The sequence below is a fragment of the Hyphobacterium sp. CCMP332 genome (genome assembly GCF_014323565.1).
Lineage (GTDB): Bacteria > Pseudomonadota > Alphaproteobacteria > Caulobacterales > Maricaulaceae > Hyphobacterium.
Genome location: NZ_CP058669.1, coordinates 472,042 through 486,837 on the forward strand (window position 1 = coordinate 472,042; position 14,796 = coordinate 486,837).

Sequence of the window (14,796 nt, forward strand, 5' to 3'; positions counted from 1 at the left end):
CCGTCCTTCGGGGCTTACTTCGTGGGCATGTCAGCCTCGCGCCAAGCCGAACGCCGCCACTTCACGATTCCTGCTCGACACTGTCCGGGTCGATCCCGATGGCCTGCATGCGATCACGCCACCGTTCGCGGGCGAGCGCCTGCATATCGTCCACGCGATCGAGCTCATCGGTGATCTCGAGTCCGATCAGGGTCTCGACCACATCCTCCAGCGTGACGAGCCCCTGCAGGGTGCCGAACTCGTCAATGACCAGACCGATATGGCTTTTTTCGTGCATCAGCCGGTCGAATGTCGCCGATGCGGTGGTGGTGTCAGCCAGCACCAGGAAGTCGCGTCGGAAATCATTCAGTGTGGTTGCAAATTCGTCCCGCGCCTGCGCCACAAGCAGGTCGGTCTTCAGCACATAGCCGGTGATATCGTCGAGGCTCTTGTCAAAGACGGGAATACGCGAAAAGGGATTGTCCGAGTACTTCGCGAAAAAATCCTGCACCGTCATGCCCGCGCCGACGGTAAAAATCACCGGTCGCGGCGTCATGATGTCCCGCACCGACAGCTTGCGCAGGTGCAGGAGATTGGTGACAATATTGAATTCCTTGCTTTCCAGCGCGCCTTCCTCGGCCCCGATCGCGGCCATCGCCGACAACTCGTCCCGGCTGAAGGTATGCGCGCCTGCGCCGGACGGCGACAAGAGCCGGGTCAGCCGCTCTGACATCCACACAAAGGGGAAGAGCAATCGCGTCAGCGCACGGATGAGGATCGCCATCGTCGGCGCAAGCGCCTTCCAGTGGGTCGCGCCGAGTGTTTTGGGGATAATCTCGGACAACACCAGGATCAGCAGCGTCAGCACCGCCGATGTGACGCCGAGCGAATTGCTGCCGAAGACAATGGCAGCCTGCGCCCCGACACCGGCGGCACCGACCGTGTGGGCGATCGTGTTGGCCGTCAGGATGGCGGCCAGCGGACGGTCCAGATTTTCGCGGATTTCCGACAGGGCGCGCGAGCCCGTACCGCCCTTCTTGGCCAGCGCCGCCACGTAGGACGGGCGGACCGACAACAGCACGGCTTCGGCCATGGAACAGAAAAAGGAGACGACCAGCGCCAGCAGGAGATAGAAAATCAGGAGTGTCATGAGCCTCGCCAGATCCGCGGAATTGAACCGGCGCATCGCCGGAGCGTTGAATGGAAAACAGGTATAGCGGCGGTCCGGGCGCATGTCTGCCCGGCCCGGTGAAGTGGTATGAATAAAAGAAGGAAAGTGGAGGCTTCTGTTGCCAGGCGCCTCCGGACCCCGCCTGAGCTTGCTATGGGCTCAGGACTTTAAAGCGAGATACTCGCACCGCATTACGCGGCGAGAGCGACCTCTTCAGCATAGTTGTCGTTTGCAACTACTAAAACGGGCATTTAACGGTACCCACGCGAACGAAAGTTACGTCTTTAGCTGCCTGTCGATCCTGATCAGCCCCGTAAATCCGGCACGTTAGCGAAGTGCCGGGAGAAATTGGTGGAGCTGCCGGGAATCGCACCCGGGTCCAGTTCAGTTATTACACGCACCATTTATCGTCATAGTCGGCGAACCGACAAAGCCAATATAGGCATGATTGGCGTGAATTTGAAGTGAAAGACTCCGGATTTCCCTAAAGCGAGCCCAGCAGGATGAGGCCCATGGCAACGAAGACCGCCCCGGTAACATATCCAAGAAGGATGGGAATGGCACGCAGGCTGGCCCCGATCCAGCTGGAACCATAAAACCCGCGATCGAATAAAAGAAATCCCGTCAACATTGAAAGAAGCGCAGTGATCGCCAGCCCTATTGCGCCCCACAGCGGCAGGCCGGGAATATAAATCCCGAGGAAGATAAAGCCGGCAAAGGGCAGCAGAAGCGCTGCATGGAAATAGAGGGCGTGGACGGCATGTTCGATAATCGGCCGCCGGGGATGGAAGAGTCCTGACAGCAGCGCGAAGACAAAAACCATCAGGATCATGGCCTGACTAGAGGATGCCGCCGCTTGTTGTTCGACCGCTTCCGGAGCGGTCATGGCGCGCAGAGCGAGGCGTTGAATAGGCCCGGAAATATCCGCTTCGCGGGCTCCTTCCATGACAATTTCCTGTTCCTCCGGGGTCATGACGTGTGCTTCACCATCACGTCGGGGCTGGAACATTGTGATGGTCAGATTTGGATCGCCGACATCATCGATCGTGCTGTCCACGGCAACAATCCGGACACCGGACGTCTCCATCAGAGCGAAGAATACCAGACTGACAATCAGATAAAGCCGCAGTGGCGGGGTATGGCTCTGCCGCTTCCCGTCGATATAGGCGCGTGCAATTTTCCCCGGTCGGGCAAACAGCCGTCGGAAAGTCGTCAGCAATCGGCCATCCCAGTTCAGCACGCCGTCCATCGCTTCCGTCAGAAGCGTCAGGAAGGGGCGTTGAAGTTCGGAACGGGATTGCCCGCACTGCGCGCAATAATCGCCGCTGAGCGCTGCGCCGCAATTGGCGCAGGTTTCAGCCTCAGCCGGCATATCTGAATTTGAATCCGTCATCCCGGCAGGCAGGATAGCCTGCCCGCCGGTCAATGACGAGAGACTCGTGCGATGGGTCTAGGACGGCGCACCGGTCATGCAGAAGACGTTCAGCTTGTTGCCGTCCGGATCGCGGAAATAACCGGCATAGAACCAGTCGCCGCGCGCGCCGGCCGGGCCTTCATCCGTGGCACCCAGCTCGATGGCCAGCTTGTAGATTTCATCGACCTGCGCAGGGCTGTCGGCCTGCAAGGCCGCCATGACGCCATTGCCGACGGTAGCCGGTTTGCCATCGAAGGGCCTGGTCAGGCCAATGCCGGCGCCGCCATTCGGCTTGCCCCAGGCGATGAAGGTGTCGGATTCCATCATGCGTCCGACACCCAGCGCGCCACACAGCTTGTCGTAGAATGCCGCACCCTTTTCAAGGTCGTTGGTTCCCAGTGTTACATAACCCAGCATTTGAATGTTCCCTCTATGTTCTGATGATCCCAATCTATCGAAAACGGATCGGCTTGCAAGCGGAATTCGATGACGCGTTTGAGTCAGCCAGGCCGCGCCCGCATCTGGAAGCGGGACACGATTTCGACCAGTGCGACCGGCACAGCGTGACCGGCCAGCCCGACTGTCCACCAGATCGTCGCCCATTTCATCACAAAGGCACCCTCAGACAGGTTGATGGCCAGAAATACCACCATGCCCATCAGATAGCCGACGAGGTGAATCAGGAAAGACAGGCGCAAGCCGGCTGCCACTTCGGTATTGCGCTGCTGCACAATTTCGTCGGCCTCGGTTTCGGGATCAATGCACAGCGCAATCGCTTCGACATTGAACGCCGCGGCGATGGCCATGATCGTGTCACGCGAGGCCTGTTCGCCATTCTCGATACGCTGCACCGTGCGGATGCCGACACCGGCCAGCTCGGCCAGGTGTTCCTGCGACCAGTGACGCTCCTCGCGCCAGCGTTTGATTTTTGCGGAGTCAGTTTTGAAAGCCATTTCATTTCCCTCGTTGTGGGTTTGTAATCGGAGGACGGCAAAAAGCCAAAATCCGCCTTCGCCCGCCACGCCAGCCGGGCGTCAGCGTCACGCCAGTCCCACGCCACGAGCCCGCCATTGAGGCCAATTCGGTCGCAACTGCAGGCGTCTGCGATAATCTGTGGATAGCCCGGCGATTCCGGGTGCGATCAATTCACGCGAATCGCTAGAGTATGGCCTCGAAAGGATCGCGCCATGGCCAATGCAGAAAGACTGGATGATTTCCGCCCCGACCGGTCCGGGGGATCGGACGTGGAATCGGCCTATCTGGATTTGCTGGAAGACATTCTGGAAAATGGCGAGCGTCAGGACGACCGCACCGGCGTCGGCACGCTCTCTGTCTTTGGCCGTCAATTGCGCTGTGATCTGTCCAAGGGCTTTCCGCTTCTGACCACCAAGAAGGTGCATTTCAAATCTATCGCCATCGAGCTGTTCTGGTTTTTGCGCGGCGATACCAATATCCGCTGGCTGCAGGATCGGGGCGTGAAGATCTGGGATGAGTGGGCGGACGAGAATGGCGATCTCGGCCCGGTCTATGGCAAGCAATGGCGCCGCTGGGAGGGCCCGGACGGCACCGAGATCGACCAGCTGGCCAACATGATCGAGCAGATCAAAAACAATCCGGCCTCCCGCCGCCTGATCGTCTCGGGATGGAACCCGGCCGATGTGCCCAACATGGCGCTGCCGCCCTGTCACACGCTCTACCAGTTCAATGTTTCGAACGGGAAACTCTCCTGCCAGCTTTATCAGCGTTCCGCCGACATGTTCCTCGGCGTGCCGTTCAACATCGCCTCCTATGCGCTCTTGACCCATCTGGTGGCGCAGGTCTGTGACCTGGAAGTCGGCGACTATATCCACACCTTCGGCGATGCCCACATTTATACAAACCATATGGATCAGGTGAGGGAGCAACTCTCGCGCACGCCGCGCGCTTTGCCGAAACTGGCGCTGAACCCGGACAAGAAAGACCTCTTCGATTTCGAGTTCGAGGATGTCGCCATCGAGCATTATGATCCGCATCCCCGGATCGCGGCGCCGGTGGCGGTGTGAGTGAGGCGGCTGAAACGCCGCCGGCAGAGGCGGAACTCAGCGACCGCGAGCTTGACCGGTTGTGGGAACTGGCCCTGCATGAAGAGCGCGTACTGAACGAACGCTCGGGCTATTTCCTGATTGCACACGCCATGTTGCTCGTCTTCGCGGTCACCGCGATTGAATATCTCCACATCTTTGCCGTTATGGCGTGCATCCTGATCGGGGCAGTCATGTCGATTCTGTGGCTGATCGTGAACGCCCGGCAATTGCAGGAAATGCGCACGGCCGCCGGCATCGTGCGCGACAAGCTGCCCGGCTATGTCGCCTATCGCAAAGCCATACCATCCCGGGGCATTCGCAAATTCGGCCCGGGGGCCTTTGCCTTTGGTATTCCACTGGCGGTAGCGGGTATCTGGCTGATGTTTGCCACCGAGCGCTTGTGGGGGCTGATTTGGCCCGCATAAGCTTCGTCGTCGCGACCGGGAAAAACGGCGTCATCGGTGTGGATGGCGATCTGCCCTGGCGGCTGAAAACCGATCTTCAATTGTTCAAGAAAAACACGCTGGGCAAGCCGGTCATCATGGGCCGCAAAACGTGGGAAAGCCTGCCCTTCAGGCCTTTGCCCAAACGCCTCAATATTGTTGTGACGCGTGACGCCGGCTATACTGCCGAAGGTGCCATCGTGGCCGTCGATCCCGGTGCGGCCCTCGCCGAGGCCCGCAAACAGGCGCAGCTGGATGGTGTGGATGAGGTCTGTATCATAGGGGGCGCGCAGATCTACGCCGCGACCCGCCAACTGGCCGACCGCATCTATCTGACCGAGGTCGACGCCGAACCGGAGGGTGACGCCGTGCTTGAACCTTTCGACCCGGCCACGTGGAAAGAAATTCACCGCGAGGCCTTCCCGGCGAGCGATTCGGATGATCATGCTTTCGTCTTCCGGATTCTGGAACGGCGGTAAGAGGGACGCGCAGCGCACCGGTTCCGCTTGAATCTGCGGGCAAAGGCGTCCACATACACGCGCAAGACTGATCTTAACGGAGGAATGCTCCTACATGCCCTGGAATGATAATGCAGGTGGAGGCGGCGGTGGCCCTTGGGGCTCCGGCGGCAATGGCGACAGAAACAGGAATAACCCCTGGGGTCAGAATGGCGGCGGCGGTGGTGGCCGTAGCGGTCAGGAACCCCCGGATCTCGACGAGCTCGTCGGCAAGCTTCAGGCTGGCCTGAGCGGCCTGTTTGGCGGCGGTGGTTCCGGCGGATCCGGCGGCGGCAAGTCCGGCAAGGGTGGCGGCATTTTCGGTGCCATCATCATTGCGGCGGCCGTCGGCTTCGGCGTGATCATCTGGCCGGGGCAGGCCGTCTACCAGGTCCAGCCATCCGAAGTCGGCGTGGTCATGCGCTTTGGCGAATATGTGCGCACCGCACCGCCGGGCCTGAATCTGAAAATGCCGTGGCCGATTGAATCGGTCGAATTCCCGAACGTCACCGAAACCCGCACCATCTCCATCGGCAATAACAACATTGCCGAGAGCCAGATGCTGACGCGCGACGAGAATATCGTGGACATCGCCTTTGAAGTGCAATGGCGTGTGGATACGGCGAACATCGACAACTTCGTCTTCAATGTCCGTGACCCCGAAGCGGCTGTTCGCGCCGTTGCCGAAAGTGCCATGCGTGAAGTAGCCGGCACGTCGGACCTGGTGCCGATTATCACGACCGCGCGAGCCGAAGTGTCCCAGCGAACCCGTCAGGTGATGCAGGAAACACTCGACGAGTATGAAGCCGGCATCCAGATCCTCCAGGTCAACCTGGAACGGGCGCAGGCGCCTCAGTCGGTGATTGACGCCTTCCGGGACGTTGATTCTGCCGCTCAGGATGCAGAACGCGTTCGGCTGAACGCCACCGCTCACGCCAACCGGGTGATCCCGGAAGCGCGTGGTAATGCAGCTCAGTTGCGTCAGGAAGCCCAAGGTTATCGCGACTCGGTGATTGCCGAGGCCCAGGGTGATGCTGACCGCTTCGTGGCCATTTACAACGAATACGCACTGGCGCCGGATGTGACCCGTCGCCGGATGTATCTTGAAACCATGGAACGCGTGCTCGGCGGGTCCGAGCTCATCATTCTGGACGAGCAGGGCGGGGCGATACCATATCTCCCGCTGGATCAGCTTGGCCGTAACCGTACGCAGGGAGGTCAGTAAAATGGGACGCCTTATTTCCACTCTTCTGATCGTGATCGGCGTTGGCGCTGCGGTCGTCGTTTCTCAATCCATATTCGTCGTCAATGAGCGTCAGAGCGCCTTGATCCTGCAATTCGGCGATCCTGTTGGTGTGGTGAATGAAATGGGGGCGGATAATGCCGGTCTGCATTTCAAGATGCCGTTCGTGACCCAGGTCATTTATTTCGACAAGCGCAATATCGAGTTTGATATGCAGCCCGAAGAAATTCAGGCGGCAGACCAGGAACGCCTCGTGGTGGATGCCTTCCTGCGTTACCGGATCGCTGATCCATTGCGTTTTTATCAGACCGTGCGTGATGAACAGGGTGTCCGCACCCGCCTGCGTTCCATCATGAATGACAGCCTGCGTGGCGTGATCGCATCCATCCCGTCGCAGGACGTGATTTCCGGGCAGCGGTCCGAACTCATGGATCGCGTTCAGGAAGCGGTTGAAGCACAAGTCCGCACTCAGGACCTCGGCATTGATGTGATCGATGTCCGTATCCTGCGGGCCGATCTGCCGCCGACGATTGCCGAACGTGTCTTCGAACGCATGCGCTCGGAACGCCAGCAGCAAGCGGCCGGTATCCGGGCCCAGGGCGAACAGGTCGCTCAGGAAATCCGGGCCGAGGCAGACCGCGACGCCCGGATCATCGTCGCCGAAGCGCGGGCAGATGCCCAGCGTCTGCGTGGTGAAGGCGATGCCCAACGGAATGCCATCTATGCCGAAGCCTATAACCGGGACGCGGAGTTCTTCTCCTTTTACCGGTCAATGCTGGCGTATGAAGAAGCCATTCAGAGCGGAACACCGATCGTGATCCCGCCGAATTCGGAATTCTTCGAGTATTTCGGAGCTGAAAACGGCGACAATTAAGGCGCAGTCATGCTGATCTACATCCTTCTGGGTGTGGGACTGGCTCTGGCGGTCGAAGGCTTTGTCTACGCCGCCGCGCCAGGTGCGATGAAACGCATGATGGCTGAAATACAAAACAGCCCGGATGGAGCCCTGCGCTTCGCCGGGCTGTTCGCTTTGGCCCTCGGCGTGGCAATCGTCGCGCTCGCCCGGCAATTGGGCGCGGCGTGAAATCCTGCACATATTGTTGACGAATTCGTCAGTTATCTTGCCCCGTGTCGCGCTTCGCGGCATGTAGGGGTCGGATTTGACCGTTCTGGAGTTTTGTATGCGTATTCTTGCCGCCTTCCTGTCTTTCATCGTGCTCACCGGAGCGGCGGCAGCGCAAAGATTTCCGGCAGAAGGCTTTGCTGATCTCAACGACCGGCTGGCCCCGGCCGTGGTCAATATTTCCTCAGCCCAGCGCCTCGGGGATGATGAGGGCAACATGCCCGACTTCCCCGAAGGCTCGCCGCTGGAACGCTTCAACGAATTCTTCGGCGATGCGCCGCGTATCGCCAATTCCCTCGGCTCCGGTTTCATCATCGACCCCAGTGGCACGGTCGTGACCAATAATCATGTCATTGAAAACGGAGATGAAATCGAAGTGACGCTGACAGATGGCCGGACATTGTCGACCACGCTGATCGGCCGCGACCCGGTCACCGATCTTGCGGTGCTGCAAATACAGTCGGCGGATGAAGATTTCCCCTATGTCTCTTTTGGTGATTCCGATGCTGCCCGCGTTGGTGACTGGGTCATTGCCATCGGTAACCCGTTTGGCTTCGGCGGTTCCCTGACGGCGGGTGTCGTCTCTGCCCGCGGCCGCGATGTCGGCGGGCGCTATGACGATTATCTGCAGTCCGATGTGGCCATCAATACCGGTAATTCCGGCGGCCCGCTCTTCAATCTGGATGGTGACGTGATCGGCATCAACACGCTGATCTATTCGCCGACCGGGGCCAGCGTCGGCATCAGCTTTTCCGTCCCCTCGGCGATTGCCGAACGCGTGGTGGGACAGTTGATCGAATATGGTGAGACCCGCCGTGGCTGGCTGGGCGTGAGCGTCCAGAACGTCGATTCCGATCTTGCCGAAAGCCTCGGGCTGAGCGCGCCGCGGGGGGCACTGGTTCGCCGGATTACGGCGGGTGGGCCTGCGGCAGATGCCGGGCTCCAGGAGGGCGATCTCGTCCTCAGCTTTGATACGTTCGACATCGTCGATGACCGCATGTTCTCGCGCCTCGTCGCGGAAACCGAAATCGGCCGCCGCGTTCAGATCCGGGTTCAGCGTCGCGGCCAACCGGTGACGCTCGCGGCGACTGTGGAACGTTTGACCGAGGAGCGCCCTGAAAATCGCACCCTTCGTACCCGGCCCGAAGTCGAGGCCGGCGAAACCGAAATGTTTGGTCTGACCCTCGCCGAACTCGACGCCGCGTCACGCCGCCGCTTCCGTGTCCACCCCGATGCCGAAGGTGTGCTGATCGTGGCCGTTGATCCGCTCAGCGACGCCGCGGCAAAAGCCCGCCCCGGTGATGTCATCACGGAGATCGCCTACACGCCGGTCGAAACGTTGGCCGAAGCCGTCACGGTTCTGGAAGAATACGAAGACGGAGAAGTGGCGCTGTTCCAGCTCAATCGCGGCGGGCAATTCGTTTTCCAGTCCATTCGCCGGTGATCGCGAACACAGATCCCGTCATATTGCTGGCCGGACCGACCGCGTCGGGGAAAACAGCGCTGTCGGTAGAGCTCGCCGGGGCTTTGAATGGCGAGATCATCAACGCCGATTCCATGCAGGTCTATCGCGATCTGCGCATTCTTTCGGCCCGGCCGGCAGCAGACGAGCAGGGCGGGATTCCTCACCATCTCTTTGGAGTGCTGGACGCGTCCGAACGGGCATCGGTTGGCTGGTGGGCCGACGCGGCCATGGCCTGCATTGCCGGTATAAGGTCACGGGGCAAGCGGCCCATTCTCGTCGGCGGCACCGGGCTCTATTTCAGTGCGCTGGTCAAGGGGTTGGCCGCCATGCCGGAGATATCGGCGCGCACCCGCCAATCGGTCGAGGAGATCGCCGCCCAGGGGCTGGACGCCTTGCGTGAGCAGGCGATGGCCTGCGATCCGGTTGCCACGTCGCGCATCAAGCCGGCCGATCGGCAACGCATGATGCGGGTCGTCGAAATCGGGCTGGAGACCGGCAGGGCGATCTCTGAATATCAGGCCGATACGCATCCGCTGTTGGCACAAGGCGATTGGGCCGGACTCGTCATTGAGCCGGACCGCGCCGCGCTTTACGCCCGCATCGAGCAGCGGTTTGACCGGATGCTGGAGCAGGGCGCAATGGAGGAAATTGCAACGCTGGCCGAACGCGCGCTCGATCCGGTCCTGCCCGCGATGAAGGCCCTGGGTGTGCCGCCTCTTCTGGCCGTGCATGCGGGTCGCCTCGATCTCGCCGACGCGGTGCATCAGGCCAAGCAGGACTCGCGCCGATATGCCAAGCGGCAGCTCACATGGCTCCGCAACCAGATGCCGGATTGGCAGCGTGTGCCTTGCCCGGATGGAAAGATTTCTCTCGCAGACGTGATTTCACAGCTGGATCGTTCAGACGGATAGTTGAATCCTCAAGTCCGGGGGTGATTATGCCAATATCTTTTGTTTTTGCGGGCGCTTTGGCGCTGTCGATGATGCAGAATGCCGACGTGGCCGTCGCGCAGGCCATGCGCACTGATCGTGAATTTGCCGCCTATGCTGCCGAGAACGGCATTGCGGCAGGGTTTCGGCTCTATGCAGCCGATGATGCCCGCCTGATCCAGCCGAATATCGATGACATTGTCGGTCCCGATGCCATCTATTCGTCACGCGAAGGCGCAACGGGGTTGCTGCACTGGGAGCCGCGCGGCGGATATGCGGGAGATGCCGGAGATTTCGCCGTCACTTACGGTGACTGGAGCTACCATCCCGACGGAAATCGCGACACCGCGCCGGCCGTAACCGGCAATTACGTCTCCGCCTGGCGTCTCGGGCCGGAGGGATGGCAATATGTGCTGGATACCGGTGTGTCCAATTCCCGCGAAACACCCGCGGCGGAAGAATAGCCCAGATTGCTTGCCACTTTGAGTTATTTGGCTAGGTTTGCCGCGTTGCAGCATGAGCGGAGCGCGAGTCGATGGCATTCAAGCCGGTCAAGGAACGTCCCTACGGAGACCCCAAATCGGTGGTCGCCGCGCTATTTGAGGAAGCGGGCGGTGTTCCTGCAGTCATGCAATTGCTGGAATTGTCCCGGACGCGTGTTTACGCGCTGGCGGATCCGGATGCGACGAACGAAATCTCCTATTCCCGCGTTGCCAGGCTGACCGAAGCAACCGGGGCGACCTCCGCAGCGAAGGATCTGGCCTATCTGGCCGGAGGCATCTTCATGCCTCTGGATCAGTCGGACGATGACAACTGGCTGTCCCTGGCCGGTGAGGCCAGCCGCAAACATGCGCGGAATATTACCGCACTGATGGATTCCCTGAGTGAAACTGAGCGCTCTCCGGGTGAAATCGACGAGCAGGAAGCCCGCGAGATCCTGAAGGTTCTGGATCAACAGCTGGCCGTTCTGGCCCGTCAGCGCTCGAAGCTGGCCCGTATCGCCAATGGCGAACGCGACCCGTCGGTACGCCCGGTGAGCGATAAGGATTGATACAGCATTCATGCGTGATATTGGGAACCAGGAAATAGCCGGGCCCCGGACGCGATGAACCGTTTTCTGCATTTCATTCTGAATATGGACGCCCGGGCTCAGCGGGCGGTCATGGTGTCCTTTGCCTTGCTGACCTCCGTCGGCATGGTCTTTGTGTTTGGCCGGCTATTTCTGGATGCCAGCACCGACAATCTTGGTGAAGTCTTCGAGGCCGCCGCCAGTCAATGGTATGCCCTGCCGCTAACGATTCTGATCTACATCATCATGTCGCTGTTCGGCGCACCGCAATTTGTGCTGATGGCGGCGACGATGCTGGCTTTTGGCCCGATCTACGGCTTCGCCTATGCGTGGATCGCAACGGCGTGTTCGGCCTCGGTGAATTTCTGGATGGGGCGCAGTTTCGGGGCCGGGCTTCTGGAACGCTTCGGTGGCGAATGGATGAACCGTGCGGCAGAATTTGTCGGCCGGAACGGGCTGATCGCCAGCGCTCTGGTGCGCATTGTGCCATCGGGTCCCTTCATCGTGGTCAACATGGCATTCGGGGCATCGAAAACGCCGTATTGGGCCTTTATTCTCGGCGCAATGCTGGGCACCGCGCCCAAGATTCTGGTCGTCGGCCTGACCGGGCAGAGTCTGCTGACGGCCTTGTCGGGAGAAAACCTGCTTTACGCGGCGATTTTGATGGTCGTCGCGCTGGCCGTCTGGCTCGTCATCATGCTCGCAGCCCGCCGCCGCCTGCCGGTTCCGGAAGAAACCGACGAAGAGACTTGACGTGTGGCTGCATTGTCGCGCTTGCAATCCGCGCTGCACCATCGCACAAGGGTAATTCTTGAAAAATTGATCGCCTGACAGGTGATCGCAACATGAACGCGCGCCCATGTTCAATAGTCTCTTTGGTCTTCCTTTCGCCGATATCGCCATCGATCTCGGAACAGCCAACACGCTTGTCTACGTCAAGGGACGCGGCGTGGTGCTGAATGAGCCATCTGTGGTGGCCTACAAGATTGAGAAGGGCCGGAAACACGTTCAGGCCGTCGGGGCAGAAGCCAAGATGATGCTGGGCAAGACCCCCGGCAATGTCGAAGCGATTCGTCCGATGCGGGACGGCGTTATCGCTGATTTCGACGTCGCCGAGGAGATGATCCGCTATTTCGTGCGCAAAGTGCACAACCGGCAGAGCTTTGTCTCGCCGCAGGTCGTCATCTGCGTGCCCTCCGGCGCGACCGCTGTTGAGCGCCGCGCCATCCATGAATCGGCGCGTCTGGCCGGGGCCCGCAAGGTCTTCCTGATCGACGAGCCAATGGCGGCCGCTGTCGGCGCGGGCCTGCCCATCGACGAACCCACCGGTTCGATGATTGTGGATATCGGCGGCGGCACGACGGAAGTCGCTGTAATGTCGCTGTCGGGGATCGTTTATTCGCGGTCCGTGCGCGTCGGCGGCGACAAGATGGATGAAGCCATCATCAATTATATCCGCCGCTCGGCCAATTTGCTGATTGGCGAGACGTCCGCAGAGCGGATCAAAAAGGAAATCGGCTCGGCCATGCCGCCGCCGAAAGGCGAGGGGCTAACGCTTGAAATCAAGGGGCGCGACCTCATGAATGGTGTGCCGCGCGAGATTGCCGTGACCGAGGCGATGATTGCCGATGCGCTGTCCGAGCCGGTCGAACAGATTGTGGAAGCGGTCAAACAGGCGCTGGAAGCCACTCCGCCGGAACTGGCCGCTGACATTGTCGACAAGGGCATTGTTCTGACCGGTGGCGGCGCGCTGCTTCGTAATCTCGATACCGAACTGCGTGAACGGACCGGCCTGCCGGTGAGCCTCGCAGACGAACCTCTGTCCTGCGTTGTGATGGGCTGCGGCAAGGCGGTAGAAAACCTCAAGCTTTGGCGGCCTATACTGTCCGAGGCAGTTTAGCCCTGAGCCCAAACCAAAAGGAGTGTCGCCTTGGCGATCGGCGGATCTTCCAGGCGCAATGATGAAAGCGGAATCCGCTTTTCGCGTACCTTTACGGTCGCGCTCTTTCTCGTATCCATTGTTCTGATTGCGTTCGACCGGCCGCAGGCGCGGTCTCCCGCGCTGGCGAGTTTGCGTGCCGGGATCATGGATCTGTCAGCCCCCTTGCTCGATCTGGCGGCAGCGCCGGTGCGGGGCATCAGCAACATCGGGCCCTATTGGCGCAATCAGGCCCGTCTTGCCGAAGAAAATGCCGAGCTTCGACAGCGTTTGAACGAGACCCGTTACTGGCGTGACCTGGCCTTGCAGCTGAGGGATCAGCGCGAAGTTTACGAGCAAGCACTGAACGTCGAATCGCCGGCCACGCAAAACCGCATCGGCGCCTGGACGCTGGGTGACCCGGACGGTCCGTTCGTACAATCGCGTCTGATCGGGGCCGGAACGCGGCAGGGCGTCGATCCCGGCGACCCGGTTCTGAATGTCTACGGGTTGATCGGGCGAGTGGTAGAAACGGGGCGCGTCTCTTCGCGGGTTTTGCTACTGACCGATTTGAACAGCCGCATCCCGGTGATGGCCGACCGGTCCAATGCACGCGCCGTTATGGTGGGCGATAATTCCGAATATCCGAGGCTCGATTTTCTCACCCGTAATGCCGATCTGGAAGATGGCGACCGCATCGTGACATCCGGGGATGATGGCATCATGCCGCGGGGTCTGCCCGTCGGTCAGGCTCAGCGGGATCGTCAGGGCCGCTGGCGGATTCGTCTCTATTCGGATCAGGCGCCGGTGGATTTTGTCTGGGTCTTCCCCTTCGAGCCGATTTCGGCACCTGAAACCGGGGCGGACGGCAGCGACGAACAGCTTCTGACCGATGAAGCCGCTGGCGATACGGGCCCGGAACAGCCCGCTACAGACGGCGCGGAGACCTCTGCCGGAGGTGAGCCATGAGACCGCCAATCGATACGCGGCCGCCCTATGGCCTGATGGTCTGGGCGGTGCTCAGCCTGATCCTCGCACTGGCCTTTTATGCCGCACCGCTGCGCATCGCCAACGGGCCGGATCTGATGCCGATGCTGCCGCTCATGACGCTTTTTATCTGGTCGACGGTGCGGCCGCGATTCATTCCGCCGATTGTGATATTCGTGATCGGTATATTGAATGATGTGTTGACGGGCGGGGTTCTGGGTGTGTGGGCGCTGGCCTATCTGGTCTCGCTGACCATTGCCCGGTCGCGCGATGAGGATGGCCCGACGCGGGAATTCGGTCCGGTCTGGATCCGTTTCCTTGTCGTGCTGGCCATTGCCATACCTGTGGCCTGGAGTGCGGGCAGTCTGGCCATTGGTCAGCCAGCGCCGGTGCGGCCCTTGTTGATCGAGGGCGTCGCGTCCGCGCTCATGTTCCCGCTTCTGGCCTTCGTGTTTATTCGCCGCCGCAATCTGCGCGGCACCTTCGGGTCTTGAT

At 60.5% G+C, this 14,796-nt stretch carries 18 protein-coding genes and 1 other RNA gene; 14 read left to right on the top strand and 5 right to left on the bottom strand.

The window, feature by feature from the left end; genetic code table 11:
* Positions 1 to 61: 61 nt before the first annotated feature.
* The 5 genes from HXX25_RS02385 to HXX25_RS02405 form a co-directional block, all read right to left on the bottom strand.
* Positions 62 to 1,129, bottom strand: coding sequence for a hemolysin family protein (locus HXX25_RS02385; protein ID WP_187166932.1), 1,068 nt, complete (start codon positions 1,127 to 1,129; stop codon positions 62 to 64).
* Between the two features lie 125 nt (positions 1,130 to 1,254).
* Positions 1,255 to 1,618, bottom strand: a transfer-messenger RNA (tmRNA) gene (gene ssrA / locus HXX25_RS02390).
* Positions 1,619 to 1,634: 16 nt separating this feature from the next.
* Positions 1,635 to 2,522, bottom strand: a complete 888-nt coding sequence (locus HXX25_RS02395) for a DUF3667 domain-containing protein (protein WP_187166933.1) — start codon at positions 2,520 to 2,522, stop codon at positions 1,635 to 1,637.
* 78 nt (positions 2,523 to 2,600) lie between these two features.
* Positions 2,601 to 2,981, bottom strand: a complete 381-nt coding sequence (locus tag HXX25_RS02400) for a VOC family protein (RefSeq protein WP_187166934.1) — start codon at positions 2,979 to 2,981, stop codon at positions 2,601 to 2,603.
* Positions 2,982 to 3,064: 83 nt separating this feature from the next.
* Complete coding sequence (locus HXX25_RS02405) at positions 3,065 to 3,517, bottom strand: helix-turn-helix domain-containing protein (RefSeq protein WP_187166935.1); 453 nt, start codon at positions 3,515 to 3,517, stop codon at positions 3,065 to 3,067.
* Positions 3,518 to 3,751: 234 nt separating this feature from the next.
* On the opposite strand from HXX25_RS02405, the gene HXX25_RS02410 reads away from it, so the two are divergent.
* From HXX25_RS02410 to mreD, 14 genes are all read left to right on the top strand, one after another.
* Entirely contained in the window at positions 3,752 to 4,606 is an 855-nt protein-coding gene (locus HXX25_RS02410) for a thymidylate synthase (protein ID WP_187166936.1), read from the top strand.
* Positions 4,603 to 5,052, top strand: coding sequence for a hypothetical protein (locus HXX25_RS02415; protein WP_187166937.1), 450 nt, complete (start codon positions 4,603 to 4,605; stop codon positions 5,050 to 5,052). The genes HXX25_RS02410 and HXX25_RS02415 overlap by 4 nt, the downstream gene beginning before the upstream one ends.
* On the top strand, positions 5,040 to 5,549 hold the full coding sequence (locus HXX25_RS02420) for a dihydrofolate reductase (protein WP_233346839.1): 510 nt from the start codon (positions 5,040 to 5,042) through the stop codon (positions 5,547 to 5,549). The genes HXX25_RS02415 and HXX25_RS02420 overlap by 13 nt, the downstream gene beginning before the upstream one ends.
* Positions 5,550 to 5,643: 94 nt before the next feature.
* Positions 5,644 to 6,792 (top strand): FtsH protease activity modulator HflK, encoded by a 1,149-nt coding sequence (hflK, locus tag HXX25_RS02425; protein WP_187166939.1) that lies wholly within the window; start codon positions 5,644 to 5,646, stop codon positions 6,790 to 6,792.
* A gap of 1 nt (position 6,793) precedes the next feature.
* Positions 6,794 to 7,684 carry a protease modulator HflC gene (hflC, locus tag HXX25_RS02430; protein ID WP_187166940.1) on the top strand — a complete coding sequence of 297 codons (891 nt, stop codon included), beginning with the start codon at positions 6,794 to 6,796 and terminating at the stop codon, positions 7,682 to 7,684.
* Positions 7,685 to 7,693: 9 nt separating this feature from the next.
* A complete protein-coding gene (locus HXX25_RS02435; protein ID WP_187166941.1) occupies positions 7,694 to 7,894 on the top strand; it encodes a DUF2065 domain-containing protein in 201 nt (66 codons plus the stop codon).
* Positions 7,895 to 7,991: 97 nt separating this feature from the next.
* Positions 7,992 to 9,377 (top strand): Do family serine endopeptidase, encoded by a 1,386-nt coding sequence (locus HXX25_RS02440; protein ID WP_187166942.1) that lies wholly within the window; start codon positions 7,992 to 7,994, stop codon positions 9,375 to 9,377.
* Positions 9,374 to 10,309 (top strand): tRNA (adenosine(37)-N6)-dimethylallyltransferase MiaA, encoded by a 936-nt coding sequence (gene miaA, locus HXX25_RS02445; RefSeq protein ID WP_187166943.1) that lies wholly within the window; start codon positions 9,374 to 9,376, stop codon positions 10,307 to 10,309. Before HXX25_RS02440 ends, miaA begins: the two co-directional genes overlap by 4 nt.
* A 26-nt stretch (positions 10,310 to 10,335) precedes the next feature.
* A complete protein-coding gene (locus HXX25_RS02450; protein ID WP_187166944.1) occupies positions 10,336 to 10,791 on the top strand; it encodes a DUF4440 domain-containing protein in 456 nt (151 codons plus the stop codon).
* A gap of 71 nt (positions 10,792 to 10,862) precedes the next feature.
* Positions 10,863 to 11,378: a hypothetical protein gene (locus tag HXX25_RS02455; protein ID WP_187166945.1), complete on the top strand. Its 516-nt coding sequence runs from the start codon at positions 10,863 to 10,865 to the stop codon at positions 11,376 to 11,378.
* A 54-nt stretch (positions 11,379 to 11,432) separates the two neighbouring features.
* Positions 11,433 to 12,149 (top strand): TVP38/TMEM64 family protein, encoded by a 717-nt coding sequence (locus HXX25_RS02460; RefSeq protein ID WP_187166946.1) that lies wholly within the window; start codon positions 11,433 to 11,435, stop codon positions 12,147 to 12,149.
* A 106-nt stretch (positions 12,150 to 12,255) separates the two neighbouring features.
* Positions 12,256 to 13,296 carry a rod shape-determining protein gene (locus HXX25_RS02465; protein WP_187166947.1) on the top strand — a complete coding sequence of 347 codons (1,041 nt, stop codon included), beginning with the start codon at positions 12,256 to 12,258 and terminating at the stop codon, positions 13,294 to 13,296.
* A 30-nt stretch (positions 13,297 to 13,326) separates the two neighbouring features.
* A complete protein-coding gene (gene mreC, locus HXX25_RS02470; protein ID WP_187166948.1) occupies positions 13,327 to 14,283 on the top strand; it encodes a rod shape-determining protein MreC in 957 nt (318 codons plus the stop codon).
* A complete protein-coding gene (gene mreD / locus HXX25_RS02475; RefSeq protein WP_187166949.1) occupies positions 14,280 to 14,795 on the top strand; it encodes a rod shape-determining protein MreD in 516 nt (171 codons plus the stop codon). The genes mreC and mreD overlap by 4 nt, the downstream gene beginning before the upstream one ends.
* Position 14,796 lies beyond the last annotated feature (1 nt).

Bases quoted from the DNA above. Each gene is read 5' to 3' on its own strand.
- HXX25_RS02385 (WP_187166932.1), bottom strand. From the start codon at position 1,129: ATGACACTCCTGATTTTCTATCTCCTGCTGGCGCTGGTCGTCTCCTTT.
- HXX25_RS02395 (WP_187166933.1), bottom strand. From the start codon at position 2,522: ATGCCGGCTGAGGCTGAAACCTGCGCCAATTGCGGCGCAGCGCTCAGC.
- HXX25_RS02400 (WP_187166934.1), bottom strand. From the start codon at position 2,981: ATGCTGGGTTATGTAACACTGGGAACCAACGACCTTGAAAAGGGTGCG.
- HXX25_RS02405 (WP_187166935.1), bottom strand. From the start codon at position 3,517: ATGGCTTTCAAAACTGACTCCGCAAAAATCAAACGCTGGCGCGAGGAG.
- HXX25_RS02410 (WP_187166936.1), top strand. From the start codon at position 3,752: ATGGCCAATGCAGAAAGACTGGATGATTTCCGCCCCGACCGGTCCGGG.
- hflK (WP_187166939.1), top strand. From the start codon at position 5,644: ATGCCCTGGAATGATAATGCAGGTGGAGGCGGCGGTGGCCCTTGGGGC.
- hflC (WP_187166940.1), top strand. From the start codon at position 6,794: ATGGGACGCCTTATTTCCACTCTTCTGATCGTGATCGGCGTTGGCGCT.
- HXX25_RS02435 (WP_187166941.1), top strand. From the start codon at position 7,694: ATGCTGATCTACATCCTTCTGGGTGTGGGACTGGCTCTGGCGGTCGAA.
- HXX25_RS02440 (WP_187166942.1), top strand. From the start codon at position 7,992: ATGCGTATTCTTGCCGCCTTCCTGTCTTTCATCGTGCTCACCGGAGCG.
- HXX25_RS02450 (WP_187166944.1), top strand. From the start codon at position 10,336: ATGCCAATATCTTTTGTTTTTGCGGGCGCTTTGGCGCTGTCGATGATG.
- HXX25_RS02455 (WP_187166945.1), top strand. From the start codon at position 10,863: ATGGCATTCAAGCCGGTCAAGGAACGTCCCTACGGAGACCCCAAATCG.
- HXX25_RS02460 (WP_187166946.1), top strand. From the start codon at position 11,433: ATGAACCGTTTTCTGCATTTCATTCTGAATATGGACGCCCGGGCTCAG.
- HXX25_RS02465 (WP_187166947.1), top strand. From the start codon at position 12,256: ATGTTCAATAGTCTCTTTGGTCTTCCTTTCGCCGATATCGCCATCGAT.
- mreD (WP_187166949.1), top strand. From the start codon at position 14,280: ATGAGACCGCCAATCGATACGCGGCCGCCCTATGGCCTGATGGTCTGG.